General features: G+C 74.0%; 25 protein-coding genes. 19 read left to right on the top strand and 6 right to left on the bottom strand.

Features of this window, described 5'->3' with window-relative positions; genetic code table 11:
• Positions 1–2373 carry an FtsX-like permease family protein gene (locus E8D34_RS10430; protein WP_240771285.1) on the top strand — a complete coding sequence of 791 codons (2373 nt, stop codon included), beginning with the start codon at positions 1–3 and terminating at the stop codon, positions 2371–2373.
• 4 nt (positions 2374–2377) lie between these two features.
• On the opposite strand, the gene E8D34_RS10425 is transcribed toward E8D34_RS10430, so the two are convergent.
• Complete coding sequence (locus E8D34_RS10425; protein WP_136594615.1) at positions 2378–2755, bottom strand: DUF805 domain-containing protein; 378 nt, start codon at positions 2753–2755, stop codon at positions 2378–2380.
• A gap of 71 nt (positions 2756–2826) precedes the next feature.
• Between E8D34_RS10425 and ppgK the strand changes: the two genes are divergently transcribed.
• From ppgK to E8D34_RS10405, 4 genes are all read left to right on the top strand, one after another.
• Positions 2827–3582: a polyphosphate--glucose phosphotransferase gene (gene ppgK / locus E8D34_RS10420; protein ID WP_136594557.1), complete on the top strand. Its 756-nt coding sequence runs from the start codon at positions 2827–2829 to the stop codon at positions 3580–3582.
• Positions 3583–3676: 94 nt separating this feature from the next.
• Positions 3677–3964: a DUF1330 domain-containing protein gene (locus tag E8D34_RS10415; RefSeq protein ID WP_136594556.1), complete on the top strand. Its 288-nt coding sequence runs from the start codon at positions 3677–3679 to the stop codon at positions 3962–3964.
• A 40-nt stretch (positions 3965–4004) separates the two neighbouring features.
• The gene (locus E8D34_RS10410; RefSeq protein ID WP_206056668.1) at positions 4005–4676 is read left to right on the top strand and encodes a response regulator transcription factor; all 672 of its coding nucleotides are present in this window, start codon (positions 4005–4007) and stop codon (positions 4674–4676) included.
• A gap of 4 nt (positions 4677–4680) precedes the next feature.
• Complete coding sequence (locus E8D34_RS10405; protein ID WP_136594554.1) at positions 4681–5097, top strand: response regulator transcription factor; 417 nt, start codon at positions 4681–4683, stop codon at positions 5095–5097.
• Here E8D34_RS10405 and E8D34_RS10400 read toward each other — a convergent pair.
• Both E8D34_RS10400 and E8D34_RS10395 read right to left on the bottom strand, forming a co-directional pair.
• Entirely contained in the window at positions 5038–7131 is a 2094-nt protein-coding gene (locus E8D34_RS10400) for a hypothetical protein (protein ID WP_136594553.1), read from the bottom strand. The genes E8D34_RS10405 and E8D34_RS10400 overlap by 60 nt on opposite strands.
• Complete coding sequence (locus E8D34_RS10395; RefSeq protein WP_136594552.1) at positions 7128–8447, bottom strand: sensor histidine kinase; 1320 nt, start codon at positions 8445–8447, stop codon at positions 7128–7130. The genes E8D34_RS10400 and E8D34_RS10395 overlap by 4 nt, the downstream gene beginning before the upstream one ends.
• 214 nt (positions 8448–8661) lie before the next feature.
• On the opposite strand from E8D34_RS10395, the gene E8D34_RS10390 reads away from it, so the two are divergent.
• From E8D34_RS10390 to E8D34_RS21055, 3 genes are all read left to right on the top strand, one after another.
• Positions 8662–9450 (top strand): ABC transporter ATP-binding protein, encoded by a 789-nt coding sequence (locus E8D34_RS10390; protein WP_136594551.1) that lies wholly within the window; start codon positions 8662–8664, stop codon positions 9448–9450.
• 1 nt (position 9451) lies between these two features.
• Complete coding sequence (locus tag E8D34_RS10385) at positions 9452–11998, top strand: ABC transporter permease (protein ID WP_136594550.1); 2547 nt, start codon at positions 9452–9454, stop codon at positions 11996–11998.
• A 148-nt stretch (positions 11999–12146) separates the two neighbouring features.
• Positions 12147–12869 (top strand): hypothetical protein, encoded by a 723-nt coding sequence (locus E8D34_RS21055; RefSeq protein ID WP_206056661.1) that lies wholly within the window; start codon positions 12147–12149, stop codon positions 12867–12869.
• 18 nt (positions 12870–12887) lie between these two features.
• Here E8D34_RS21055 and E8D34_RS10375 read toward each other — a convergent pair whose 3' ends face one another.
• The gene (locus E8D34_RS10375) at positions 12888–13238 is read right to left on the bottom strand and encodes a DUF805 domain-containing protein (protein WP_136594549.1); all 351 of its coding nucleotides are present in this window, start codon (positions 13236–13238) and stop codon (positions 12888–12890) included.
• 287 nt (positions 13239–13525) lie between these two features.
• Between E8D34_RS10375 and E8D34_RS10370 the strand changes: the two genes are divergently transcribed.
• Both E8D34_RS10370 and E8D34_RS10365 read left to right on the top strand, forming a co-directional pair.
• Positions 13526–15253 (top strand): PxKF domain-containing protein, encoded by a 1728-nt coding sequence (locus E8D34_RS10370; RefSeq protein WP_136594548.1) that lies wholly within the window; start codon positions 13526–13528, stop codon positions 15251–15253.
• A 200-nt stretch (positions 15254–15453) separates the two neighbouring features.
• Positions 15454–15879 carry a DUF1801 domain-containing protein gene (locus E8D34_RS10365; RefSeq protein ID WP_136594547.1) on the top strand — a complete coding sequence of 142 codons (426 nt, stop codon included), beginning with the start codon at positions 15454–15456 and terminating at the stop codon, positions 15877–15879.
• Positions 15880–15913: 34 nt separating this feature from the next.
• Here E8D34_RS10365 and E8D34_RS10360 read toward each other — a convergent pair whose 3' ends face one another.
• On the bottom strand, positions 15914–16573 hold the full coding sequence (locus E8D34_RS10360; protein WP_136594546.1) for an SDR family oxidoreductase: 660 nt from the start codon (positions 16571–16573) through the stop codon (positions 15914–15916).
• 120 nt (positions 16574–16693) lie between these two features.
• Between E8D34_RS10360 and E8D34_RS10355 the strand changes: the two genes are divergently transcribed.
• From E8D34_RS10355 to E8D34_RS10335, 5 genes are all read left to right on the top strand, one after another.
• Entirely contained in the window at positions 16694–17815 is a 1122-nt protein-coding gene (locus E8D34_RS10355) for a prolyl oligopeptidase family serine peptidase (RefSeq protein ID WP_206056659.1), read from the top strand.
• Between the two features lie 102 nt (positions 17816–17917).
• Positions 17918–18955 (top strand): glycerophosphodiester phosphodiesterase, encoded by a 1038-nt coding sequence (locus E8D34_RS10350; RefSeq protein WP_136594545.1) that lies wholly within the window; start codon positions 17918–17920, stop codon positions 18953–18955.
• A 21-nt stretch (positions 18956–18976) separates the two neighbouring features.
• On the top strand, positions 18977–19390 hold the full coding sequence (locus tag E8D34_RS10345; protein WP_136594544.1) for an HIT family protein: 414 nt from the start codon (positions 18977–18979) through the stop codon (positions 19388–19390).
• Positions 19391–19450: 60 nt separating this feature from the next.
• On the top strand, positions 19451–20218 hold the full coding sequence (gene fabG / locus E8D34_RS10340; RefSeq protein WP_136594543.1) for a 3-oxoacyl-ACP reductase FabG: 768 nt from the start codon (positions 19451–19453) through the stop codon (positions 20216–20218).
• 162 nt (positions 20219–20380) lie between these two features.
• Positions 20381–21400 carry a DUF3048 domain-containing protein gene (locus E8D34_RS10335; RefSeq protein ID WP_168929397.1) on the top strand — a complete coding sequence of 340 codons (1020 nt, stop codon included), beginning with the start codon at positions 20381–20383 and terminating at the stop codon, positions 21398–21400.
• 23 nt (positions 21401–21423) lie between these two features.
• Here the strand turns inward: E8D34_RS10335 and E8D34_RS10330 are convergent, their stop codons facing one another.
• On the bottom strand, positions 21424–22164 hold the full coding sequence (locus E8D34_RS10330; protein WP_136594541.1) for a TetR/AcrR family transcriptional regulator: 741 nt from the start codon (positions 22162–22164) through the stop codon (positions 21424–21426).
• A gap of 209 nt (positions 22165–22373) precedes the next feature.
• Here E8D34_RS10330 and E8D34_RS10325 point away from each other — a divergent pair, with 209 nt between their 5' ends.
• The 4 genes from E8D34_RS10325 (at position 22374) to E8D34_RS10310 (ending at position 25671) form a co-directional block, all read left to right on the top strand.
• Positions 22374–22910 carry a hypothetical protein gene (locus tag E8D34_RS10325; protein ID WP_136594540.1) on the top strand — a complete coding sequence of 179 codons (537 nt, stop codon included), beginning with the start codon at positions 22374–22376 and terminating at the stop codon, positions 22908–22910.
• A 52-nt stretch (positions 22911–22962) separates the two neighbouring features.
• Entirely contained in the window at positions 22963–23529 is a 567-nt protein-coding gene (locus E8D34_RS10320) for a YqgE/AlgH family protein (protein WP_240771277.1), read from the top strand.
• A 94-nt stretch (positions 23530–23623) separates the two neighbouring features.
• Positions 23624–24181 carry a TetR/AcrR family transcriptional regulator gene (locus E8D34_RS10315; RefSeq protein WP_136594538.1) on the top strand — a complete coding sequence of 186 codons (558 nt, stop codon included), beginning with the start codon at positions 23624–23626 and terminating at the stop codon, positions 24179–24181.
• Positions 24178–25671, top strand: a complete 1494-nt coding sequence (locus E8D34_RS10310) for an MFS transporter (RefSeq protein WP_240771276.1) — start codon at positions 24178–24180, stop codon at positions 25669–25671. The genes E8D34_RS10315 and E8D34_RS10310 overlap by 4 nt, the downstream gene beginning before the upstream one ends.
• The last annotated feature ends 9 nt before the right edge of the window (positions 25672–25680 follow it).

Below are 25680 nucleotides of genomic sequence, written 5' to 3'. Positions count from 1 at the left end.
ATGCTCGCGGCCGAGCACCGGTTGTCCGTCACCGACCTGCTGCGGCGGCCGGCCCGGACCTTCTTCACCGTGCTGACCCTGGCGATCGCGGTCGCCAGCATCTCGTTCTTCGCCATTCCGCCGCTGATCGACGACGCCATGCAGCGCGAGGTCCGCGACGGGCGGCTGGCCGACGTCACGGTGACCATGCGCCCCGTCGAGCTGACCGAGGCCGACCTGGCCGCGCTCGTCGCGCTGCCGAACGTCGCCGCGGTCGAGGCCCGTTCCAGCGTCGATGCGCGGGTGCTGATCGGCGAGCGGCGTGCCCCGGCGCGACTGATCGGGGTCCGGGACCTCAGCGACCAGACCGTCGACGTGGTGCGGGTCGAGTCCGGGGCGCTCCCCGGCCCCGGCGAGCTGCTGGCCGACGTGCAGGACGCCAACACCGGCGTGTACGACGGCGCGGCCGGCGACACGGTCACCCTGGTCGGTGCCGGCGGGGCGCGCGCCGAGCTCCCGCTCAGCGGCCGCGGTCGCAGCCTGCCCGGGGGCGAGCAGGTGCAGGACGAGAGCGTCGTCGTGCTGTACGCCGACGCGGAGACCGTCGCGGGCCTCAGCGGCGAGGCGGGCTTCGGCGGGCTGGCGCTGCGCCTCGAGGACCCCGACCCGGCCGCGGCCCGGGCGACGGTGGAGCGCGTCCGGGGGCAGCTGGCGACGGTCGACGGCTTCGAGGGGTTCTCCAACCTGCCGGCGATCCGCGCGCCGGGCGACTGGCCGGGCAGGACCGACACCGAGCGGTTCGCGCAGCTGCTCGGGGTGATCACGGTGCTGGCGCTGATCTCGGCGGCCGTCCTGGTTTCCAACACGCTGAGCACGCTGGTGGCCGAGCAGACCCGCGAGATCGCCGTCATGCGCGCCGTCGGGGCGCGGCGCCGGCAGGTGGCGTCGGTCTACGTGCGGACCACGCTGCTGCTGGGCGCCATCGGCGCCGTGGTCGGCACACTGCTGGGCATCCTCATGTCCTGGGCGCTGGCCGGCTACTTCGCCACCTCGTTCTGGGCGGTCGACGTCGGGTTCGGCGTCGCCCCCGTGGTGGTGCTGGTCAGCCTGCTGGTCGGGCTCGCGGCACCCCCGCTGGCCGCGCTGCCGGCGATCCGCCGCGCGCTCCGCGTCGACCTTCGCGAGGCGTTGGAGGCCAGCGGTTCCGCCACCGGCGGGACGGACGCGGTCGACCGCGCGCTGCGGCGTACCACCTTCCTGCCGCGGGTGGCCCAGCTCGGCCTGCGCAACGTGGGTCGCCGCAAGCGTCGCAGCATGGCCACGGCCGCGATCGTGGCCCTCGCGGTCGGCAACCTGCTCGCGGTGATGGCGCTGGCCGAGTCGGCGGCCGACGCGTCGCGCGCCTCCTGGGGCTCGCACCTCGAGGACGTCCAGATCTCCACCGCGGGCGCGCCGTTCGACGACCGGGCGCTGGAGACCATCCTCGCCACGCCCGGCGTGGCCCGGGCGCAGCCGGTGCTGAAGAACGCGGTCGAGCTCGCCGGACGCGAGGCCTTCCTGTGGGGCGTCGATCCGGACCCGCTCTTCCGGTACCGGCTCGCCGGGGGCCGGTGGTTCGACGCCGGCGAGGACGAGGCGGCCGCCCGGGTCGCCGTCCTGGAGCGCAACATCGCCGAGAGCGCCGGGATCGACGTCGGCGACCGCGTGGCCCTCACCACGGCCGCCGGCGAGGCGGACTTCGAGATCATCGGCCTGGCCACCAACCAGCAGGAGAACGGCACCGCCCTCTACGTGCCGCTCGGCACCGCCCGCGACCTGCTGCAGCGGCCGTCCGCCGCCAGCACGTACTGGATCGGCACCGACTCCGGGGAGGAGGCCGCCGCCGACCGGGTCACCGCTGCCGTGGAGGACCGCCTGGCCGCCCAGGGCTACGAGGTCACCAGTGAGATCCGCTACGTCGCCGAGCGGGACGAGATCGCCGCGAACAGCACGCTGACCACGACCATCGCGGTGCTCGGCTTCCTGATCGTGGCGATGAGCATGGTCGGGCTGGCCAACGCCATCACCACGAACGTGCTGGAGCGCACCCGGGAGATCGGGATCCTGCGCAGCATCGGCGCACGGGCCCGCGACATCCGCCGGATCTTCACCACGGAGGGCGTCGCGCTGGCGCTCCTCGGCTGGCTGGTCGGGATCCCGCTCGGCTACCTGCTGACCCGGCTGATCCTGCGTCTGGTCTGGGAGGTCGTCGAGGTCCGGCTGCCGGTCGTCTTCCCGCCCGGCAACGTCCTGATCGCGCTGGTGGGCACCACCGTGCTCGCCCTGCTGGTGCTCGTCCTGCCGGTCCGCCGCGCGGTCCGGTTCCGCCCCGGCGAGGCGCTGCGCTACGCGTGAGCGATCAGCGCGCCGGCGCGACCCACGGGTAGCCGTGCTCGTTGTGCAGGTGGTCGCTGCGCTGGCACCACCAGATCACCAGCGGGATCCAGCCGACGCAGGGGATCAGCCAGAGCAGCTGCCACCAGCCCGAGCGCCCGGTGTCGTGGAGCCGGCGGGCCCCGACCGCGATGGTCGGCAGGAGCAGCGCGATCGAGGCCACCGTGCTGATGGGCTCCGGGTCGCCCCACCCGTAGCCGAACACGGCCGCGTCGACGAACCCGGTCACGAAGGTGACCAGGATCGAGAACAGCACGAACCACCAGAACTCCGCGCGTGACGCGCGGCCGGTGAAGCCGACGTACTGGGTGAAGCAGGACCGGACGGCCTCGGTGAACGACATCACGGTCGCCGATCGTGGCAGGGTTGGCGGGGACCGGGGGGAGAACTCGGGAACTCGGGGAGAGGAAGCGGATGGTCACGACGGGATTCGGCATCGACTTCGGCGGCTCGGGCATCAAGGGCGCCTACGTCGACCTGGCGGCCGGCGACTTCGACGGGGAGCGGGTCCGCGTCCCCACCCCGCAGCCGGCGACGCCGGCGGCGGTCGCCGAGGCCGTCGTCGAGCTGCTCGACGGCTTCCCCGACCGCACCGGGCCGGTGGGGATCACCGTCCCCGGCATCGTCCACCACGGGGTGGTCGGCTCGGCCGCGAACATCGACCCGGGCTGGCTCGGCGCCGACGCCGACGCGCTGTTCACCGAGGCCACCGGGCACGAGGTGCACATCGTCAACGACGCGGACGCCGCCGGCCTGGCCGAGGCCCGCTACGGGGCGGCGAAGGGGCGCGACGGGCTGGTCATCGTGACCACGCTCGGCACCGGCATCGGCTCGGCCCTGGTGTACGACGGCGCGCTGGTGCCCAACTCCGAGCTCGGCCACCTCGAGCTGGACGGCCGCAACGCCGAGCAGTACGCCGCGAACTCCGCCCGGGAGCGTGAGGAGCTGAGCTACGAGGAGTGGGCGAAGCGGCTGACGGCGTACTACCGGATGCTGGAGGCGCTGTTCTCACCGGACCTGATCGTCGTCGGGGGCGGCATCAGCAAGAAGGCCGACCGCTTCCTGCACCTGATCGACGTCGGGACCGAGATGGTGCCGGCAACCCTGCGCAACCGGGCCGGCATCGTCGGCGCGGCGCTCTGGGCCGCCGAGGCGGCGGCCCGCCACTGACGGCTGCTGGACGCCCCGCCGGACGCTGGCCGGGGACCGGCAGAATCGGCGTCGCGCCCGACCGGGCGCGCCCCCGACGCCTGAGGAGTGCCGCATGACCGCCTACTGGATCTCGCTCTACCGGGAGGTTCTCGACGAGGCCAAGCTGGCCGCGTACGCGCAGCTGGCCGGACCCGCCCTCGAGGGCGCCGGCGGCACGTTCCTGGCGCGGGGCTTCCCGGAGCAGACCTACGAGGCCGGGCAGGACATGCGGACCGTGCTGATCGAGTTCGAGTCGGTCGAGGCCGCCCGCGCGGCGCACGACAGCCCGGCGTACCAGGAGGCGCTGGCGGCCCTGGACGACGGCGCGATCCGCGACCTGCGGATCATCCCCGCCACCTGAGCCGCACACCCGCCGAACGCCCTAGATTGGGCCCATGGCGGTGCGGGTCGTCTTCGCCGACGACAACTACCTGGTCCGCGAGGGGGTCGCGGGCCTGCTCGCCGAGACCGACGGCCTCGAGCTGGTCGAGACGGTCGCCGACCCCGAGGCCCTGCACCGGGCGGTCGCGCTGCACCGGCCCGACGCGGTGCTGACCGACATCCGGATGCCGCCGACCTTCACCACGGAGGGCATCGACGCGGCGAAGCGGATCCGCGCCGACTTCCCCGACACCGGGGTGGTGGTGCTCTCCCAGTACGTCGAGGCGGAGTACGCCGTGGAGCTGCTCTCCGACGGCGTCGCCGGCCTCGGCTACCTGCTCAAGGAGCGGGTCAGCGAGGTGGAGGAGCTGGTCCGGGCGCTGGAGGAGGTGGCCCGCGGCGGCTCCGCGCTGGACCCGAAGGTCGTCGAGGGGCTCCTCGCCCGCAAGAGCGCGCCGGGCTCCGCCCTGCGCGGGCTGACGGAGCGCGAGACGGACGTGCTGCGCGAGCTGGCCGCGGGACGCAGCAACGCCGCCACCGCGAAGGCGCTCTTCCTGAGCGAGCGCGCGGTGGAGAAGCACATCGGGTCGGTGTTCCAGAAGCTCGGCCTGGGCAACGAGTCGGACGTGAACCGGCGCGTGATGGCGGTGCTGGCCTACCTCGACGCGACCGGCGGTCCGCGCGGTGGGTGAGGCGGTGGGGGAGTCCGCGGCCGAGCCGGCAGCGGTCCGGGTCCTGATCGTGGACGACCAGGAGCCCTACCGGCTCGCGATGGCGGCCGTGGTCGAGGCGACGCCCGGGTTCGAGCTGGTCGGCGCCGCGGCCTCGGGGGAGGAGTCGCTCGCCGCGGCCGCCGCGCTGCGCCCCGACCTGGTCCTGATGGACGTCCACCTGCCCGGCATCGACGGCATCGAGGCGACGCGGCGGCTGGTCTCGGGGCCGGGCGGGGCGCCGGTGGTGGTGCTGCTCTCGACGTACGACGAGGACCAGGTGGACGCCGCGGGATGCGGGGCGGCGGCCTACATCCCCAAGGGCGCTTTCGGCCCCGACCGCCTAGCCGGTGCCTGGGACGGCGCCGGGCGCGGGCACGGCGGGGGCCGCGCCGACGGGTGAGTCGATCGGCGAGGCGATCGGCGTGGCGGGGACGGTCAGCACCGCGACATCGCCCTCGACCCGCAGCCGGCCGCCGGCGGCCTCCGCCCGGTCGGTCGCGGAGCGCCGGTCGAACGCGGGGTCCAGGCCACCGACCCGCAGCACCAGGTCGCCGTCGACCTCGGCCAGGTGGACCGCGACCGGCCCACCGGCGGAGCCGACCGCCTCGGTGGCGCAGAAGTAGACGGCGGCCTCCACGCGGGCGGGGTAGCGGTGCTGGTCGATGCCGGTGGTGAGCTCGGCGGTCATCCCGGCGCGCGCCACCAGGCCGCGCAGCGCGGCGTCGAGGCCGGACCTCGCGAGCTGGGCGGGAAAGACGCCGCGGGTGAGCTCGCGCAGCGCTTCGAGCGCACGGTTGGTGCCGGCGATCAGCGCCTCCAGGTGCGGGTCGTCGCCGGCGGCCAGCGCCGCCCGGGCGGCATCGATCTCCGTGGGCAGCGAGGCGAGGTAGGGAAGCACGTCCCGGGCGATGGCCGCCTCCAGCGTCCGCCGTGCGGCGTCGTCGGCCTCGATCAGCCGCGCGCGGGAGGCGGCCAGGTCCCGGGTGGTGCGGTCGAGGTCGGCGACCCGGGCGGCCAGCGCCCCGGCCAGGACGGTGTTGCGGAACGCCACCCCGGTCTGGTCGGCCAGCGCCTCCAGCAGGCGGACGTCCGAGGGCCGCAGGCTGCGCCCGCGGCGCAGCACGACCTCGATCGTCCCCAGGTCGCGCCCCTCCGCGCGGACCGTGAACGACGGGTGGGGGATCTCGACCTCGGCGGGCCACCAGCCCCAGGTGCCGGTGGCCGGATCGCCGCCGGGCACCGCCAGCGCGGCCCGGGCGCCCTGCGCCGAGACGGCCCGTGCGGCCGCCTCCGCCACGGCCGGCAGCAGCTCGTCCGGGTCGGGCGCGTCGGCCAGCCGCCGACCGAAGGCCGCGAGCGCCTCGTAGGGCTGAGCCCGGGTCCCGTACGCCGCCCGGTCGGCCAGCCGCACCGCGAACCGCCGCAGCGGCTGGAACGCCAGGGCGACCGCCGCGGTGGCGACCAGCGACAGCCAGAACCCGCCGGCGCGCCCCTCCAGCAGCCGTCCGGCGAGCACCACGAGTGCGGTGTAGCCGAGGGCCGCGAACGCGGTGCCGGCGACGACCAGGACCGTCTGCCCGATGATCACGTCGAGGTCGTAGAGGCGGTAGCGCAGCGCGGCGACCGCGAACAGGATCGGCATCAGCAGGAACGCGACGAAGAGCGGCACTCCGGCCAGCCACGTCTGCACGCCGCCGGTCACCTGCTGGACGGTCACCAGCATCACCAGGCCCGCTGCCGCCAACCCTGCTGAGAGGGCGATGGGGCGCAGCTGCTGACGCTCGTCCCCGGTGGCGGCCCGCAGCCGCACCAGCACCGAGATCCAGGCCAGTGCCATGCCGATCAGGATCAGCAGGAAGCCGATGCTGAGCACGACGAGGCGGGTGGGCCCGAACCGGTCGTTGGCGGCGACCAGGTCGAACGTGGTCGGGTCGACGGTCAGGATCGCGCCGAGGCACAACGCGCTGCCGACCGTCGGCACCGCCGCGGCGTACCGCCAGCGGGGCGAGGCCAGGTGCCCGTCCGGGGCCAGCAGGAAGAGCCAGGCCAGCACGCCGATCACGAGCTGGCCGCCGCAGAGCTGGGCGAGCCAGGCCCCGACGCCGCCGAGCGCCGTCGGGCCGGGCCCGCCGGCCTCGAGCACCCAGTACGCGTAGGCCTCGGCGACCAGCGAGATCGCGGTGGACAGGCCGACCACGATCAGCAGCCAGCCGACCGGGTGGCGGGGGTACCGGGCGACGATCAGGGCACCCATCAGCGCGCAGCCGACGGAGGCGGCCTCCACGAACGGGAAGCCGTGCACCGCGACGGCCGTCTCCGAGAACAGCGGCACGGCGCGGGTCGCCACGGCGACGTCCGCGGCCACCAGCGCGACGGTGACGGCCAGGGCCGACCAGGCCAGCCGGGGCAGCACCTCGCCGCCGCGCCGGGTCACGGCGCGACCCGTCCGGGCAGGACCGCCGTGACCCGGGTGCCGTGCCCCGGGGTGGAGTCGATCGCCACGGTGCCTCCGGCGGAGTCGATCCGGTCGCGGATGCTGGCCAGCCCGGTGCCCACGGTCGGCGCTGCGGGGTCGAAGCCCACCCCGTCGTCCACCGCGGTGATCGTCAGGCCGGCCTCGGTGCCGTCGACCACCACCCGCAGCGTGGTCGCGTCGGCGTGCTTGGCGGCGTTCTGGATCGCCTCCAGGCAGCAGAAGTACGCCGCGGCCTCGATCGGCAGCGGCTGCCGCACCGCACCGCGCTCGACCACCTCCACCCCGTCGCCGGCGACCGCGCGCAGCGCCACCGCGACGCCGTGCTCGGCCAGCAGCGGCGGGTAGATGCCGCGGGCGAGGCGGTGCAGCGTCTCGATGGCGTCGTCGGCGGCCCGGTGCTGGGCGTCGAGCAGGGCGTCGGCCCGCTCCGGGGCGCCATCGGCCAGCGTCGCCGCCAGGCGGAGGTTGACGGCCAGCGCCACCAGGTGCTGCTGGGCCCCGTCGTGGATGTCGCGCTCGAGCCGTCGCCGCGCCTCGTCCTGGGCGTCGACGAGCCGCTCCCGGGAACCGCGCAGCTCGGCCTCCCGGGCCGACAGCTCGTCCAGCCGCTGCTCGAGAGCCGCCCGCAGCCGTGCCCCGCGCAGGACCAGACCGGACTGCGTGGCCAGCCCGGCGAAGAGCCGCTCCTCGATCGGGGTCAGCCGGACGCCGTCGCGCTCGCGCAGCACCAGCACCCCGAGCCGCTCGCCGCCGTGGAGCACGGGGAGCAGGTGGGTTCCGGGGAGCGCGACCGCCCGCTCCGGCGAGACCGGTGCGCCGGGGGCGCCGGGTGCGCCGGGGGCGTCGGGTGGCCAGGCCGCGGCGGGGACGGTCCGACCGTCGACGTCGACCCAGACCTGCGCCCACGCCGCCCCGGTGCCCTCGACGAGGAGGCGGGCCAGCCGTTCGGGCAGGTCCTCGGCCGGGCCGGTGCCGGCCACGGCACCGGTGAACCGGCGCAGCGCGTCGTAGGGGGACGGGCGGCGACCGGCCACGGCCCGCGAGGCCATCCGGCGCGCCCCGGCCGCGACCGGGTCGAAGCCCAGCGCGACCACGGCGGTGGCCAGCACCGAGAGGCCCAGGCGCGGCGCGGACGTGTCGCCGAGCAGCGCCCCACCGCCGACCACGACCACGACGTAGGACAGCACCACGAACCCGCCCACGGCGCCCCAGACGAGGCCGGTCCAGAGCACCTCCTGGCGCGTGGGCCGGCGCAGGCGCAGCCGCCACGTCATGCCTGCAGTCTCCCCGCTCCGGCCGGCCGCGGCGAGGGGGCTGGCCACACCCCGGGGGTGGGGTTGGCCCCACCCGGGCAGCGTCCCGGGCCGTGCGGCCAGCGCCGTACGCCGTGCGGCCTGCCCGATCGTCGACAGCGACGGATCGCGGTGCGCTGGACACATGCCGCTCGATCGGGTGGCGAACCCACCAGGAGATCCGAGGAGATCCCAGATGTCCGTCTTCACCAGCACCGCCGCGCAGCACCCCGCGCACCGCACCGGCGCCGCCGCCCCGACCACACCCGCCGCCCGGGTCGTCGGCGCCAGCAAGCAGTACGGATCCGGCGACGCCGCCGTGGTCGCCCTCGACGACGTCAGCGTCGAGCTCGACCGGGGCCGGTTCACCGCGATCATGGGCCCGTCGGGCTCCGGCAAGTCGACCCTGCTGCACGTGCTCGCCGGCCTCGACCGGCCCACGTCCGGCGAGGTGTACCTCGGCGACACCGAGATCACCCGGATGCGCGACGGCAGGCTGACCAAGCTCCGCCGCGACCGGATCGGCTTCATCTTCCAGTCGTTCAACCTGCTGCCGACGATGACCGCCGCGGAGAACATCGTGCTCCCGCTGCGGATCGCGGGCCGCCGGCCCGACCGCGACTGGGTCGCCTCGATCGTGGAGACCGTCGGCCTCGCCGAGCGGCTCGGGCACCGGCCCTCGCAGCTCTCCGGTGGCCAGCAGCAGCGGGTCGCCGCGGCGCGCGCCCTGGCCTCGCGGCCCGAGATCGTCTTCGCCGACGAGCCCACCGGCGCGCTCGACTCCCGGTCCGGTACCGAGCTGCTCCGCTTCCTGCGCTCGGCCGTCGACGACCTCTTCCAGACGGTCGTCATGGTCACCCACGACCCCACCGCGGCGGCCTACGCCGACCGGGTCATCTTCCTCGCCGACGGCCGCATCGCCGGCGAGATCCACGCCCCGACCGCCGAGGACGTCCTCGACCACATGAAGAACCTGGGAGCCTGACATGTTGACCGCAACCCTGCGCGGGATGGTGGCTCATCGCCTGCGCTTCCTGCTCACCACGGCGTCGATCGCACTCGGCGTCTCCCTGCTCGCCGGCACGATGATCCTCACCACCACGATGGGCGTCGCCTTCGACGACCTGTTCGGCAGGATCGGCGCCGGGACCGACGTGGTGGTCCGCACCGAGGCCCCGTACACCCAGACCGAGGGGGTCGGCACCAACCGCGGCCCGATCTCGGAGAAGGCCCTCGCGAAGGTCCGCCAGGTCGACGGCGTCCGCGCCGCCGAGGGCGCGGTCCAGGGCTACGCCCTGCTGACCGACACCGACGGTCGCGCGATCACCACCAACGGCGGCGCCCCGACCAACGGCTACAGCATGCCGGCCGACGAGGCGCTCCGCGGCGACGTCGAGCTGCTCAGCGGGGACGCCCCGACCAACGGCCACGAGGTGGCCATCGACGCCACCAGCGCCACCGACCACGACATCGCGCTGGGCTCGACGATCAAGGTCCTCTTCCAGGGCCCGACCCGTGAGTTCACCGTCGTCGGCACGGTCGGCTACGGGGACGGGATCACCGACCTCGGCGGCACCACGTCGGCGTACTTCGACGACGCGACCGCCCAGCAGGTGCTCGGCCGTCCCGGCTGGTTCGACCGGATCGAGGTGAGCGCCGCCGACGGCGTCAGCCAGACGCAGCTCGCCGACCGGGTCGCCCAGGTGCTGCCGGAGGGCGCCGAGGCGATCACGGGCAAGGCTGCGGCGGAGGAGAACGCCACGGCCACCAAGGAGAACTTCAAGATCGTCGGCTACATCTTCGGGATCTTCGCCGGGATCGCGCTCTTCGTCGGATCCTTCATCATCTGGAACACGTTCAGCATGACGGTCGCCCAGCGCACCCGTGAGATCGCGCTGCTGCGGGCCGTCGGCGCCAAGCGGCGTCAGGTGATGGGCAGCCTCCTGCTGGAGGCGCTCGGCCTCGGCCTGGTCGCCTCCGCGGCCGGCTTCGGGATCGGCGTCGCGCTGGCCAAGGGCCTGAAGTGGCTGATGGACGTGACCGGCCTGGCCCTGCCCTTCACCGCCCTGCAGATCGAGGCCAGCCAGGTCTGGATCTCGCTCGCCGTGGGCACGGGCGTGACCGTGCTGGCCGCGCTGGTCCCCGCCCGCCGCGCCACCAAGGTGCTGCCGATCGAGGCCCTGCGCGAGTCGGCCCCGGGAGGTGAGCGCTCCTCGTGGGCGCGCGCCCTGGTCGGCCTGATGGTCGTCGGTACCGGGGTCGCGGCGATCCTCTACGCGTTGTTCGGCGAGGGCAGCATGTCGACGTTCGGACTCGGACTGGCCGGGGCCATGCTGGGGGTCGTCATCGGTCTGCCGATCGCGGTCCGCCCGCTCGCGGCCCTGATCGCGGCGCCGCTGCGGCTGCGCGGCCTCCCCGGCGACCTGGCCCGGCAGAACGCGGTCCGCAACCCGCGCCGTACCTCCGCCACCGCGGCCGCGCTGATGATCGGCCTGACGCTGGTGGTCAGCATGGGCGTCTTCGCCTCCTCGCTGAAGGCCTCCTTCGGCGACGTCCTCGACGACCGGGTCGACGCCGACCTGTACGTCGTCACCGCCAGCGCCCAGGGCCCCGGCTACAGCCCGTCGGTGCTGGACGCGGTCGAGGCGGTCGGCGGGGTGGACCAGGTCTCCGCCAACGGTTGGGGGCTGGCTCGCTTCGACGGAGCCGACGGCAGCTACTCCGCCGTCGACCCGAGCAACGCCGAGGACGTCTTCAACCTCGGGGTGAGCGCGGGCTCGATCGCCGATCTCGACGGGGACTCGGTGATGGTGGCCGAGGACGCGGCGGTCGACAACGGCTGGCACGTCGGTGACACCGTCACCGCCGAGTTCGCCCAGAGCGGCGCGCACCAGCTGGAGATCGCCGCCGTCTACAGCGGCAAGGGCTGGATCAGCGACAGCTTCGTGATCAGCCGGGCCGCGCAGCAGGCGCTGGCCGGACCGCAGCTGGTCACCAACGCGTTCGTCACCCTGGACGCCGGGGCCGACCGGGCCGAGGTGCAGGACGCGGTCGACGCGGCGCTGGCCGACCACCCGGACGCCAAGGTGCTCGACCGGGCCGGCTTCGAGAAGGAGGCCAGCGGGTTCATCGACACCCTGCTCACCTTCATGACCGTGATGCTCGCCCTGGCCGTGGTGATCGCCCTGCTGGGCATCGTCAACACGCTGGCGCTCTCGGTCTTCGAGCGCACCCGCGAGCTGGGTCTGCTCCGCGCGGTCGGCATGACCCGCGGCCAGGTCCGGGCGATGGTCCGCTGGGAGTCGGCGGTGATCTCGCTGATCGGCGCCCTCACCGGAGCGGTGCTCGGCACCGGCCTGGGAGTGGCGATGTCGCAGGTCCTCAAGGACGAGGGCATCGAGGCGATCTCGGTCCCGTTCGGCCAGATCGGGGTGTACGTCGCCATCGCCGCCGTCGCCGGCGTCCTCGCCGCCGTGGGCCCGGCCCGCTCGGCCGCCAAGGTCGACGTGCTGAAGGCGGTGGTCACCGACTGACCGCTCGGCGGTCCGCACCGGGCCCGGTGGCTCCCCGTAGGGGGCTGCCGGGCCCCGGCGCGCGCGGTCGTGGCGCGGGTCACGTGTGACGTGACCAGCTGGTGGGGACGATGGTCCCGAGTCCTGCAGGTATCGGGAGGGAGACCCCGTGCGCCGTTCAGTCCTTGCCACGCCGGTCGCGGCGCTCGCCGCGTCGGGGATGCTCGCCGGTCTGGGGGTGGGCGGCATCGTCCTCGCCCAGAGCGCCGCCGCCGATGCGCCGACGATCGGCGTCAACGCGACCTGCGAGATGTTCCGGGCCGACATCACCTACAACCCGGCCCCGGAGTGGATCGAGATGAACGTGGTGACCGTGCCCGTGACCATCACCATCGACATCGGCGGCACCGTCTACCCGGTCAGCGACGACTACGCGCTGGACGGCGACCTGTCGGGCTTCCACGAGTCCTACCCGGTGCCTGGCGGGTCCTACGACTGGACCGTCACGGTCGACTACCCCGGCGGGCAGACCACGGAGCCGTTCAGCGGCACCGCGTCCGGCACGGTGGTCTGCGAGACGCCCACCGAGCCGACGACCGAGCCGGTGACGCCGCCGACCACGGAGCCGACCACGGAGCCGACCACGGAGCCGACCACGGAGCCGACCACGGAGCCGGTGACGCCGCCGACGTCGGAGACCACCGAGCCGACCGGCACGACGACCGGGCCGACGACCAGCACGACGGCACCGACCACCGGCCCGACCACCAGCACGACCGCGCCGCCGCGCGCCACGGGCAGCTCGCGGCCCCCGACGGTCGCCGCCACGCCGAAGGATCGGACGACCCCGCTCCCGAGCACGTTGCCCCGCCTGCCCGGCAGCGGCAACTGACGCTCGCCCCGGGCCGGGCTAGAACTCGAAGGGGAAGCCGTACCGGTTCTGGAACCGGTCGCCGGGCAGCACGAAGAAGACGATCAGCACGATCCAGCCCGCGATCGGGACCAGCACGATCAGGACCCACCACCCGCTCCGGCCCGTGTCGTGCAACCGCCGCACCGCGACGGCCAGGCCCGGCAGCAGCAGTGCGAGCGCAGCGAGCGCGGCGACGACGTCGCCGCCGATGATCTGGTCCACGGTCGTGGCACCCATGCTCACCAGCAGGTTGAAGACGAAGAACCACCAGTACTCCGAGCGCGGCGCGCGGCCGGTGAAGTCGACGTACTTGGCCAGGCAGACCTGGACGGCCTCGATGAAGGTCACGGCGTCCCTCCGGTGGGCGGACGGGGCCTCCATCGTGGCAGGTCGCCCCGTGCGCGTCGAGCGCCCCGCAGGCGGTCGGGAACAGAGAGGCGACCGCGTGAGCGGTGGGCCGTTGCCGTGCCTGCAGAGGCCGCGATCCGGGCGCTGACGGACGTGGGCATTTCTTTACCCGAGAACCCCTAACCCCGGGTCTCGGTCCTCGTTTCGGTGGATGCGGAACCGTTCAATCCGGGGGTCGGTCCCGCTGCTCCTGACCGCCTCCACTGGATTGGAAGTGAAAGCCACCCATGACCACTCTCTTCTCCCGCCCGATTGAGCGGCGGGGTCGCCGGGGCATCGCCGCCCTCGGCGCGGCCGGCGTACTCGTTCTCGGTACCGCCACCTGGGCCTCTGCGGAGGACAAGGCTCAGCAGCTCGACGCCGATGTCGCTCCCTCCATGCCCAACGACGTCGTCTACTCGGCGGATGGGCGCGCGTGCACCACTCTCGGGACCGCGGTCTCCGGCTCGCTGGGAATCAAGAACATCAGCGACGGCCAGGTGCAGATCTCGTCGCTGCACTTCAAGCCGGGCGAGCGGATCGTGCTCACCCCCACCGCACCGGCTGGCGTCACTGTGGCACTCAGTCCGACGACGCAGACCATCCCCACGAACTGGGCGAAGAACAGCACCACCACCGTCGGATTCACCACCACGATCGATGACGACATCACCACGCTCAGCGGAACTGTCACGCTGACTCTGACCGGAGCGGAGTCCGGCTTCGTTCTCCAGGCGGAGTCGGGCGCTGTCACGTCGCGGCCGTCCTACGGCGTCAGCGTCGATTGCGTGCCCGCGCCTCCGGTCGAGACCAAGGACACCACCCCGCCGACCATCGACCTCTCGGTGGACACCCCGGCCAGCGGCTGGTTCAGGACGAGCCCGGTCCCGGTCACCGTCACCGCCAGCGACGACCGCCCCGGAGTCACCGCCTCGTGCACTGATGGCGCCACCACCGAGTCGGTCGCCCTGACCGGCGGGGTCGGCACCTTCGACGCCACCGGCGAGGGCATCCACGACGTGACCTGCACCGCGACCGACGCGGTCGGCAACACGTCGGCGGCCGCGACCGCCCAGGTCAAGATCGACCTGACCCAGCCGGAGATCACCGTCCAGGCGCCGGATGCCGAGTGGTTCAAGGACAGCCCGGTCGAGGTCACGGTGACCGCCAGCGACGCCCTCAGCGGCCTCGCGGGTGTGACCTGCACCGACGGTGCCATCACCGAGTCGGTCGTTCTGACCGGCGGAGTCGGCACCTTCGATGCCGTCGGTGAGGGCATCCACGACGTCTCCTGCACGGCCACCGACCTCGCCGGAAACACCAACGGCAGCGGTGACCGGGCGAAGATCGACCTGACCGCGCCGGACCTCAACATCAGCGGCGCCGTCGACGGTGCGAGCATCGACATCTGCACCGCGCAGGCGCCGACGTTCGACCCCAGCGACCCGCTGCTGAAGGACGGGAACGAGGGCTCCGGCGTCGTCGACAGCAGCGACAGCTGGACCGCGCCGGCCACCCTCGGCCTCGGTGACTTCGTCTACACGGCGACGGCGACGGACCTCGCCGGCAACGTCAAGGACGAGAGCCGGACCTACCGCGGTGTCTACGGCTCGGCGTACACCGGTGTGCTCCAGCCGATCAACCGCGACGGCTCCAGCCTGTTCAAGGTCGGCTCGACCGTCCCGGTGAAGTTCACCCTCGCCTGCGGCGGCGTCCCGATCACGAACGCCAAGCCCACCCTCAGCGTCGTGGCCGCCGGCTCCGTGTCCGGCACCGGCGTCGACGAGGCGGTGTCGACCTCGGCCGCCACCACGGGCAACGCGTTCCGGTACTCCGACGGTCAGTACATCTTCAACCTCTCGACCAAGGCGGCGTACAACAACGTCACCTTCGCCGCGAACAAGAAGTACGACCTGCTGATCAACCTCGGCGACGGCACGGCGCCGAAGACCGTGACCATCGGCTTCAACAAGTAGCACCCCTCGTCACCGCGCGGCGCACCCGGCCACCGGGGCGCCGCGCGGTCGGCGTTTGGCGGCGCGCCGCGCGGCGCCCGCCCGCCCGCTGAACCGGTCAGGAACGGAGAAGCGCCGGTCAGCGGTCCCGCCTAGCGTCGTCGGTGTCGGCGGATCTCGCCGGCGCACGGACCGACAGGGGCGAGCCACAGGAGGGCGCGATGACCACCACCGGAGGATTCACCGAGTCGGAGCGGTCGGCGATGACGGCGCGGGCCGAGGAGCTCAGGGTCGCCAGGGGCGGCAACAAGCGGGTCAAGGAGGAGCGGGCCTGCCTCGACGCGATCGCGGAGATGCCCGCGGCGGACCGCGCCATCGCCGAGCGGATCCACGCCATCGTCCTCGACGTCGCGCCCGGACTGGCGGCGAAGACCTGGTACGGCATGCCGGCCTACGCCCAGGAGGGCAAGGTGGTCTGCTTCGTCAAGGGCGCCGCGAAGTTCGGGGAGCGGTACGCCTCGTTCGGGTTCAACGAGCCCGCGCAGCTCGACGACGGTCCGATGTGGCCCACCGCGTTCGCGGTCACGGCCATCACCGACGAGGTCGAGAAGGCGGTCGCCGACCTGGTCCGCCGCGCGGTCGGCTGAGCTTCAACGCAGGGCCGAGCGGCGTCGGTCGGGCTCAGCCGCCGAGGGCGGCGTCGATCGCCGCCTTGACCGGCGTCGCGCCGCCGACCACGTTCCACTGGTAGCCCACGGTCGCCGGCTCGGTCAGCACCGCCGCGATGACCGCGGCCACGTCCGCCCGCGGGATCTCCCCGCGGGCCACGTCGGGCCCCAGCGCGACGAGCCCGGTGCCCGGCGCATCGGTCAGCAGCCCCGGGCGCACGATGGTCCAGTCGAGGTCGCTGGCGCGCAGGGCGGCGTCCGCGTCCCGCTTCGCGGCGACGTAGGCCCGCCAGGCCGGCTCGGCGTCGTCGGGCACCGGCTCGTCGACGTTGATCGCCGAGACCTGGACGAACCGCTGGATCTCGCTGATGCGGGCCGCCGCGATCGACTTCAGCGCCCCCTCGAGGTCCACGGACCGCTTGCGCTCCACCTTGCCGTCGGGGCCGGCGCCGGCCGCGAAGACCACCGCGTGGCAGCCGGCGAAGGCCTCGGCCAGGGCCGACTCGTCGTCGTTCTCCAGGTCGACCAGGCGCACCTCCGCGCCCATTCCCTCCAGTCGTTCTCGGTAGGAGTCGCGCCGCACGAGCGCGACCGGTTGGTGCCCCGCGCCGACCAGCAGTGGGTGCAGCAGGCGGGCGATCTTCCCGTGACCTCCGACGATGGCGATCCGCATGTGCCCAACGTACGCCGCGGCGCCAGCCGCGCCACCCGGTCGCCGCCCGAGCGCCATCCGGGCGCCGCGCGTCACCCGCGGCGGCCGGGCCGGCGGGGGACGCCGCGCTACCGTCGCCGCATGGCGCTGGAGTCCACCACCGCGCGACGCGGCGCCGGCGCGCTCGTCGCGGCGGCGCTGGTGTCGCTGGGGCTCGGCTGCTCGGCCGAGGAGCCGCAGCGGCCCTCCGGGGGCGGCAGCTCCTCTGCCGCGACGTCCACGAGCGACCCGCCGGCGACGACCGCGACGACCGCGCCGACCACGCCGACCGCGCCGACCACGCCCGCCGCCGGCGATCGGGCGCGGAAGCCCCGCCCGATCTCCGTCCCCGCGCTGGCCGACGCCGACCTCGTCGGCGGCGGACTGCGGCTCGGCGCCGTCCGCGAGCGCACCGACCGGTTCACCTCCTACGACGTGACGTTCCGCTCCAGCCTCCGCGGGGCCGGCAGTGCCCCGCTGACCATCAGCGGCGTGCTCAACGTCCCGACCGGTCGGGGCCCGTTCCCGGCGGTCGTGCTCGCGCACGGCTACATCGACCCGGCGTACTACGTGCGGGGACAGGGGATGACCCGCGAGCGCGGCTACCTGGCCGACCGGGGCCACGTCGCGCTGCACGTGGACTACCGCAACCACGCCGAGTCCGACGACGACCCGCGCTCGGCGCCAGCCGTCCGGCTCGGCTACAGCGCCGACGTGGTCGCCGCGGTCCGCGCGCTGCTCGCCTCCGACGACGTCGCCGTCGACCCGGACCGGGTCGCGCTGTTCGGCCGGTCGATGGGCAGCGGCGTCGTGCTCAAGGCGCTCGAGGCCGAGCCCGGGCTGGTCGCGGCCGGTGTGGTCTGGGCCTCCGTGTCGAGCCTGGAGGCCGAGAACTTCGAGCACTTCAACCGCTCCGACACCCCCGAGTCCGAGCTCCGGGCCCAGCTGAAGGGCGTCGGGTTCCCCGACGAGGACCCCGGCTTCTGGCGCGGCGTCTCCTCCCGCCCCTACCTCGACCGGATCACCGAGCCGGTGCTGATGGCGCACGGACGGGCCGACGAGACCTGCCCGCCGCGCTGGGCCTCGGCCACCCACCGCGCGCTCGAGGCTGCCGGCGTCGACGCCACCCTGGAGTGGTACGACGACCAGCACGCCTTCGGCCCGGCGTTCGTCGCGGCGATGGATCGCACGGTGCGGTTCCTGCGGGCCCGGATGCCCGCCTGACCCCGCGCCGACGCGCCCGCCGAACCGGGTCGTCCTCCGGCGCTCGCCGGCGCTTCACCTGCGGCTCGCCGTCGCGCCACCTGGCGCTGCTGGGCTGGCCGCATGAGATCTCCGCTGGTGATCGCGCACCGTGGCGCCTCCGGCTACCGACCCGAGCACACCCTGGCGGCATACCGCCTGGCGATCGCGATGGGCGCTGACTCCATCGAGCCGGACCTGGTCTGCACCAGGGACGGCGTGCTCGTGGCCCGCCACGAGAACGAGATCGGCGCCACCACCGACGTCGCCGACCACCCCGAGCTCGCCGAGCGGCGCACCTCCCGGACGGTCAACGGCCGGCAGGTGACCGGCTGGTTCACCGAGGACCTGACCCTCGCCGAGCTGCGCACGCTGCGGGCCAAGGAGCGGCTGCCCGGCCTGCGGCCCACGAACGCCCGGTTCGACGGCCGCTTCCACGTGCCGACCCTCGACGAGATCCTCGTCCTGGCGCAGAGGGCGTCCCTGCGCACGGGGCGCCGGATCGGCGTGGTGCCCGAGATCAAGAACGCCGCCTACTACGCCTCGATCGGCCTGCCGGTCGCCGAGCGGGTGGTGGCCGCGCTGCGGCGACACGGCCTGGACCGACCGGAGGCGCCCGTGCTCGTCGAGTCCTTCGAGCCCGGCGTGCTGCGCGAGCTGGCGACGATGACGCGGGTCCCGCTGGCCCAGTTGGTCGACGACGAGCGCGAGGCGCCGTACGACCTGGTGGCGGCCGGCGACACCACCACCTACCGCGACCTGGTCACGCCCGACGGCCTGGCCGAGATCGCGACCTATGCGCAGTGGGTCGCCCCGGCGAAGGACCTGGTGCTGCCGCGCGACGCCGACGGCGCGATCGGCGCCCCGAGCGCGGTCGTCGAGGACGCGCGCGCAGCCGGGCTCAAGGTCGTCGTCTGGACCCTGCGCGCCGAGAACCGGTTCCTGCCGAGCAACCTGCGCCTCGGCGAGGACCCCGCGGCCACGGGCGACCTCGCCGGCGAGGTCGCGGCGTTCGTCGAGGCCGGCGTGGACGCCGTCTTCTCCGATCACCCCGACGTCGTCGTCCGGGCGGGCCTCGAACGGGCGCCCAGGACCGTCGGTCGGACGCTGCGCGCCGGCTAGGGGAGCCCTAGTCTCCGGTGCATGGAGGACTGTGTCTTCTGCGCCATCGCCGCGGGCGCCGAGCCCGCCGACCTCGTGTGGGGGAGCGAACGGCTGGTGGCCTTCCTCGACCGGCGGCCGCTCTTCAAGGGCCACGTGCTGCTGGTGCCCCGCGAGCACGTGGTCACGCTGCCGGACCTCCCCGCGGCGCTGCGCGAGGAGTTCCTGGCCGCGGCGCAGCGCCTCTGCGCGGCGATGGTCGATGTACTGGGTGCCCAAGGAAGTTTTTGCGCGGTGAACAACACGGTCAGCCAGTCGGTCCCGCACCTGCACCTGCACGTCGTGCCCCGGACCAGGGGCGACGGCTTGCGCGGCTTCTTCTGGCCCCGCCGGAAGTACGCCGCCGGCGAGTCCGCGGAGTACGCCGCCCGCCTGCGCGCCGCGCTCGACGCGTAGGCTGCCGCCCGGTCGGGACCGACCAGCACAGACCACCACACGTCGAAAGAGGGATCAGGCATGGGTCGTTTCGCAGGACGGGTTGCCGTCATCACCGGCGCCGCGCGCGGGATCGGGTTCGGCACCGCCGTGCGGTTCGCCGAGGAGGGCGCGTCCGTCGCGATCCTCGACCTGGACGAGGCCGCCGCCGCTGAGGCCGCCGCGAAGCTGCCCCTGGTCGACGGTGCGAAGGCCATCGGGGTGGGCTGCAACGTCGCCGACGCCGAGTCCGCCTCCGCCGCCGTGGAGCGCGTCGTCGCCGAGCTCGGCGGCATCCACGTGCTCGTCAACAACGCCGGCGTCACCCGCGACAACCTGCTGTTCAAGATGACCGAGGTCGACTGGGACCTGGTCATGGGCGTGCACCTCAAGGGCGCGTTCCTGATGACCCAGGCCGCGCAGAAGCACTTCGTGGAGCAGCGGTACGGCAAGGTCGTCAACATCTCCTCGACCTCCGCGCTGGGCAACCGCGGCCAGGCGAACTACTCCGCCGCCAAGATGGGCATCCAGGGCTTCACCCGGACCCTCGGCATCGAGCTCGGCCCGTTCGGCATCAACGTCAACGCCGTCGCGCCGGGCTTCATCGCCACCGAGATGACCGACGCCACCGCGGCCCGCCTCAAGATGGACGTGGACGAGTTCCGCCGGCTCAGCGCCGAGGCGAACCCGGTCAAGCGCGTCGGCGAGCCCGCCGACATCGCCGCCGCGGTCACGTTCCTGGCCAGCGACGAGGCCTCGTACATCACCGGCCAGACCCTGTACGTCGACGGCGGCGCCACGCTGGGCTGACGTCCGGAGTGCGAGTCGGCAGAGACTTCTGCCGACTCGGCACCGCAGCCCGCCAAATTTGGCCAACCACGACACGCCCGCGCAGACTGCGCGGGCGTGTCGCGTCTCGGGCCAGACTGGACGATGGCCGCGCCAGACAGTGATCGATCGGAGCATCCGCCAGTGAACATCCGCCACCGTGCCGCGCTGCCAGCAGCGCTGGTCGCCCTCAGCCTCGCCGTCGCCGCCTGCGGTGGAGGTGACGAGGAGCCGGCCAGCAGCGAGCCGTCCGCGACCCCGACTCCCGAGGCGGCGCCCGAGACCTGGCCGATGACCGGCCTCGAGGTCACCGGGAAGCAGTCGGCCGAGCAGGACCGCCCGGTGCTGGTGCTGAAGATGGACAACACCCCCTCCAGCTCCCCGCAGGAGGGCCTCAGCCACGCCGACCTGGTCGTCGAGGAGCTCGTCGAGGGCGGCGTCACCCGGCTGGCGGCGTTCTACTACTCCGACCTCCCCGGCGAGGTCGGCCCGGTCCGGTCGATGCGCGCCAGCGACATCGGCATCGTCTCGCCCGTGGACGCCACCGTCGTCACCAGCGGTGCCGCCCCAGTGACCTACGGCCGCCTCAAGGAGGCCGGCGTCACCTGGAAGACCGAGGGATCGGCCGGCTTCTACCGGGCCAGCGACCGGCGGGCGCCGTACAACCTGATGGCCGACCTGACCAAGGTCGCGAAGGGGCTGGAGGACGGCGAGGCCGCGCGCCCCGACGACTACCTGCCGTGGGGGACCGGCGAGGACGTCCCGGCCGGCAGGAAGGCGACCACGATCGCCGCCGACTTCGGCTCGCACACCACGCAGTGGTCCTTCAGCAAGAAGAGCGGCTACGTCAACCAGAACTCCAACGCGCCCGCCGAGGACCAGTTCCCGGCCGACACCGTGCTGGTGCTGCGCGTGCCGGTCGGTGACGCCGGCTACAAGGACCCGGCCGGCAACCCGGTTCCGGAGAGCAAGTTCGACAGCACCGGCGACGCGCTGCTCTTCCACGGCGGCAGGGTCGTGAAGGGCACCTGGACCAAGGACGGTGCCGACGCTCCGCTCGAGCTCTCCACCGCCGACGGGGACCTCACCGTCCCGGCCGGCCACGTGTGGATCGAGCTGGTGCCGAACGACGCCTCCGGCGGATCGCTGACGTTCGGCAAGTGAGTCGCTGACCGCCCGCGGGCGGTCTACCCCCGCGCCTCCTCGGCCGGGTCACCCACGGTGGCCCGGCCGACGCCGTTCGGGAGCTCCACGCCGGCCGCGACCAGGCCCTCGACGCCGCTGAGCAGGAAGCCGATCGCGGCCTCCACGCGCTGGGCGGCCAGCGCGGGATCGCTCGCGGTGGCCACCGAGGCGCCCGCGGAGGAGAGCGCGCCGAAGAAGATCTGGGCGTAGGTCTGCAGCATCTCCTCCGGCAGGTCCCACGACCCGGCGGCGAGCGTCGAGCGGACGATCTCCACGACGCTGGCGTAGGTGGAGCGCTCCTCCTGTGCCCGGAACCGTTCGTAGCCCAGGACCGACGGTCCCTCCTGGATCACGATCGTGCGGTAGCCCGGCTCGCGGACCACCGTCAGGAACGCCCGCAGGCCCTCCCGGGCCTTCTCCCACGGGTCGCGGTGAGCGCGCAGCGCCTGCTGGATCCGCCGGGCGGCGTCCTCCTCGACGCGCTCGAAGACCGCCTCGAAGAGTGCCTGCTTGCCGGAGAAGTGGTGGTAGAGCGCGCCCTTGGTCACCTGGGCGCCGGCCACGACCGCGTCGAGGGAGGTCGCGGCGTACCCGTTCGCGGTGAAGAGCTCCTCGGCGACGTCGACCAGGGCGCGCTTCGTCGACGCCGAGTACGCCGCTCGGCGGCCGGCGCCGGGCATCGCGTCGACGCCGGGCACCTTCGGGACCTTCGGCATGAACTTCGACACCGGTGTCTTCGCCACCCGCGTCAGCATAGGGGTGAGCCGGTCCGTCCGTGACTCGCGTCACCCGTGCGAGGTGGTTCGAATCACGCCGAGCGGAGGGGCGATCGGGTGGCGGACTGGGCCATACTCGAGGTACGTACCAGCGGTATGTCGGATGCTCCCGGTATCTCCGGGACGAGGTGCCTCGGCGGGCTCCGGCGATCGCCCCCGAACGAGGAGCCTTGACCATGAGCTGGAAGGCCTACCACCGCCGCGGCGACACCCTGCGTGCCGTGATCGCGGCCTCGGCGGCCCGTCGCGACGGCCTCCTGCCGATGGACGTCGACGGCGTCGCCGAGACCTTCCGCGACGAGCTCGACCTGCTCGCCGCGCTGCAGCTGAAGTGGCACACCCGCCTGTCCGGCCGGATCGAGGGCGTGCTCGCCGGCCAGCCGCTGGACCTGACCGAGGCGGTGGCGCTGGCGTGGAGCCGCACCGCCGAGGAGCTCGCCGGGGTCCGGCTGGTCCTCGACCGCTACCGCGCCGAGCCCACGGACGAGGCGATCGCGCACGCGATGGAGGTCGCCACCGGCAAGGAGCACGCCTTCCTCGCCGTGATGGCCGGCCGCTCCGGCCTGGCCGCTCCGGCCGCGCGCCGGATCGGCGCCGAGATCGAGGAGCGCGCTCGCCGCCTCCACCGGGGCGTCTCCGCCCTCGACCCCGCACCGGCCGCCGGCAGGCGGGTCGGCCTGCTCGAGCGGATCCGCGCCGCGCTCGCCGCCTGACCTCCCGCCTCGACTCGGCCCGATGGCCTGTGTCGTGGTGGATGATGGTCCGGTGAGTGACGAGCTGGCACCGGCCGCGGGGATGCTCCTGCTGGCGAGCCCCGATCTGCTCGACCCGAACTTCGTCGACACCGTGGTGCTGCTGCTCGACGTCAGCGCCGACGGGGCGCTCGGCGTCGTCCTCAACCGGCCCTCGGTGGTGCCGGTGGGCGAGGTGCTCGGTGCGTGGGGCGATGTCGTCGAGGAGCCCGAGGTGCTCTTCCAAGGGGGACCGGTCTCCACCGACGGCGCCCTCGCCGTCGCCGAGGCGCTGCCGGGCGGCCAGGGCGCAGCCGGCTTCCAGCCGGTCTGGGAGGAGCTCGGCCTGCTCGACCTCGACACCCCCGCGGAGCTGGTCGAGGGCACCGTCCACCGGCTGCGGATCTTCGCCGGGTACGCCGGCTGGGGCGCCGGCCAGCTGCAGGCCGAGATCGAGGAGGGCAGCTGGTACGTCGTCCCCGCGACGAGGGACGACGTGTTCACCGGCGACACCGGCGGACTGTGGCGCGCCGTGATGCGCCGCCAGCCGGGCGACCTCGCGCTGCACGTGACCCGCCCGGCCGACCCGGAGATGAACTGACGGGCGAGAGACTCGGCCCCGCGATCTCCGCTACTTGAGACATCAGTGTCTCAAGTGAGACACTGATGTCTCATTCGTAGTGGAGGGGTTCGTGATGGGTACGCGGGACACCGTGGTGGTGGCGGCGCAGCGCCTGCTCGCCGTGGAGCCGACGGCGTCGATGGCACAGATCGCGGCCGCGGCCGGCGTCGGGCGCGCCACCGTGCACCGCCACTTCGCCAGCCGGGAGGACCTGCTGCGCGAGATCGGACTGCGCTCGCTGGACCGCTGGGAGCAGAGCCTCTCCGCGGCGGAGGCGGCGGCCGCCGGTGGCCGCGACGCCGCCGGGCTCCGGGGCGTCCTGGTCGGCATGCTCGAGCAGTACGTCGGGGACGCCGAGGAGTTCGGCATCGCGCTCACCGACCCCACCGTGGTCACCGACCCCGGCCTGCGGGAGCGCTCCGAGTCCCTGTTCTCCCGCGAGATCGCGCTGTACGCCGCCGCCCAGCGGGCGGGCGTGCTGCGCAGCGACATGCCGGCGCGTTGGTTCGCCCACGCCGTGTACGGACTGCTCGTCGGGGCTCGCGACGCCCTCGTCGCCGGCGACGTGACCCGTCGCGACGCCCGCGCGCTCGTGCGCACCACCTTCCTCGAGGGAGGGGGGTCGCGGTGACCCTGCAGGCTCCGGCCCCCCTGGGGGCCCCGGCGACGCCCCCGGCTCCGCGCCGGTGGGCGGGCCTGGCAGTGCTCGGCGCCAGCCTGCTGGTCGTGGTCATGGACATGACCGTGCTCAACGTCGCGCTGCCCGATCTCACCGCGGACCTCGGCGCCGGCGCGCTGGCGCAGCTGTGGATCGTCGACGCCTATGCCATGGTCCTGGCGGGGCTGCTGGTCCCGGTGGCCGCGCTGGCCGACCGCTGGGGCCGTCGTCGGATGCTGCTGACCGGTTTCGCCATCTTCGGCGTCGCCTCGCTGGCGGTGCTCGGCGCCGACTCCGCGGGCGAGGTGATCGCGCTCCGCGCGCTGCTCGGCCTCGGTGGCGCGATGATCATGCCCGCCACCCTGTCGATGATCCGGGTGCTCTTCCCCGACCCGCGGGAGCGCGCGACGGCGCTCGGCCTGTGGGCCTCGACGGCGGCGGTCGGCGGCGCGATCGGCCCGATCGTCGGCGGCGCCCTGCTGCAGGCGTTCAGCTGGCACGCCGCGTTCCTGGTCAACGTCCCGCTGATGGTCGCCGCGCTGGTGGCGGGCCGGCTGCTGCTGCCCGAGAGCCGCTCGGAGCGGCCGGGACGGATCGACCCCGCCGGCGTGCTGCTCTCGGTGGCCGGCATGGTCGCCGTCGTCTACGCCGTGAAGCACCTCGGCAAGGAGGGCGTCGACCCGGCGACGCTGGCGCTGCTCGCGCTCGGCGGCGCGGCGCTCGCGGCGTTCGTGCGCCGCTGCGCCCGGCAGGACGACCCGATGCTGGCCGTCCGGCTCTTCCTCGACCCGGTCTTCCGGGCCGGGGTGCTGACCGCGCTGGTCAGCAGCACGGTGATCATGGCGCTGCTCTTCGTCGGCTCGCAGTGGCTGCAGCTGGTCCAGGGGTGGTCGCCGCTGGTCGCCGGGTTCGCGCTGCTGCCGATGGCGGTCGGCGGCCTGGTCGGGCCACCGCTGGCGCCGGCCGTCGCGGCCCGGGTCGGCGCGCGACGCGTGCTCGTCGCCGGCCTGCTGGTGCTCGCCGTGGGCCTCGCGGCGCTGTGGCTGCTGCCGCGTCCGCTGCCCTACCCGGGGGTGGCGCTGGCGCTGCTGCTGGTCGGCTTCGGGACCGCGGCACTCGGCCTGGCCTCCGCGCTGATCATGGGCAGCGCGCCGCCGGACCAAGCCGGATCGGCGGCCGCGGTGGAGGAGATGTCCTACGAGATCGGCGGCGTGCTCGGGATCGCGCTCTTCGGCACGCTGGCCGGCGCGGTCTACCGGGCGGGCCTGCCCGCCGGGGCGCCCGAGGTGGCCACGGAGTCGTTGACGGGAGCGCTCGGGACCGCGGTCGAGCCCGCCGCGACGGCTGCGTTCGCCGACGCGGTCGCGGCGGTCGGGCTGGCCGGTGCGGTGCTCACCCTGGCGGTGGCGGTCGTGGTGCGCTGGCAGCTCCCGGGGGAGGTGGATGTGTCCGGTGGGCATTAGACTGCTCCC

It is taken from the genome of Nocardioides sp. GY 10113 (assembly GCF_004919105.1).
GTDB lineage: Bacteria > Actinomycetota > Actinomycetes > Propionibacteriales > Nocardioidaceae > Nocardioides.
This window is presented reverse-complemented; position numbering and strand designations above follow the sequence as displayed.

Bases quoted from the DNA above. Each gene is read 5' to 3' on its own strand.
- E8D34_RS10360 (WP_136594546.1), bottom strand. From the start codon at position 16,573: ATGCGGATCGCCATCGTCGGAGGTCACGGGAAGATCGCCCGCCTGCTG.
- fabG (WP_136594543.1), top strand. From the start codon at position 19,451: ATGGGTCGTTTCGCAGGACGGGTTGCCGTCATCACCGGCGCCGCGCGC.
- E8D34_RS10390 (WP_136594551.1), top strand. From the start codon at position 8,662: ATGTCCGTCTTCACCAGCACCGCCGCGCAGCACCCCGCGCACCGCACC.
- E8D34_RS10425 (WP_136594615.1), bottom strand. From the start codon at position 2,755: ATGTCGTTCACCGAGGCCGTCCGGTCCTGCTTCACCCAGTACGTCGGC.
- E8D34_RS10355 (WP_206056659.1), top strand. From the start codon at position 16,694: ATGGCGCTGGAGTCCACCACCGCGCGACGCGGCGCCGGCGCGCTCGTC.
- E8D34_RS10385 (WP_136594550.1), top strand. From the start codon at position 9,452: ATGTTGACCGCAACCCTGCGCGGGATGGTGGCTCATCGCCTGCGCTTC.
- E8D34_RS10345 (WP_136594544.1), top strand. From the start codon at position 18,977: ATGGAGGACTGTGTCTTCTGCGCCATCGCCGCGGGCGCCGAGCCCGCC.
- E8D34_RS10315 (WP_136594538.1), top strand. From the start codon at position 23,624: ATGGGTACGCGGGACACCGTGGTGGTGGCGGCGCAGCGCCTGCTCGCC.
- E8D34_RS10350 (WP_136594545.1), top strand. From the start codon at position 17,918: ATGAGATCTCCGCTGGTGATCGCGCACCGTGGCGCCTCCGGCTACCGA.
- E8D34_RS10430 (WP_240771285.1), top strand. From the start codon at position 1: ATGCTCGCGGCCGAGCACCGGTTGTCCGTCACCGACCTGCTGCGGCGG.
- E8D34_RS10365 (WP_136594547.1), top strand. From the start codon at position 15,454: ATGACCACCACCGGAGGATTCACCGAGTCGGAGCGGTCGGCGATGACG.
- ppgK (WP_136594557.1), top strand. From the start codon at position 2,827: ATGGTCACGACGGGATTCGGCATCGACTTCGGCGGCTCGGGCATCAAG.
- E8D34_RS10395 (WP_136594552.1), bottom strand. From the start codon at position 8,447: ATGACGTGGCGGCTGCGCCTGCGCCGGCCCACGCGCCAGGAGGTGCTC.
- E8D34_RS10370 (WP_136594548.1), top strand. From the start codon at position 13,526: ATGACCACTCTCTTCTCCCGCCCGATTGAGCGGCGGGGTCGCCGGGGC.
- E8D34_RS10415 (WP_136594556.1), top strand. From the start codon at position 3,677: ATGACCGCCTACTGGATCTCGCTCTACCGGGAGGTTCTCGACGAGGCC.
- E8D34_RS10325 (WP_136594540.1), top strand. From the start codon at position 22,374: ATGAGCTGGAAGGCCTACCACCGCCGCGGCGACACCCTGCGTGCCGTG.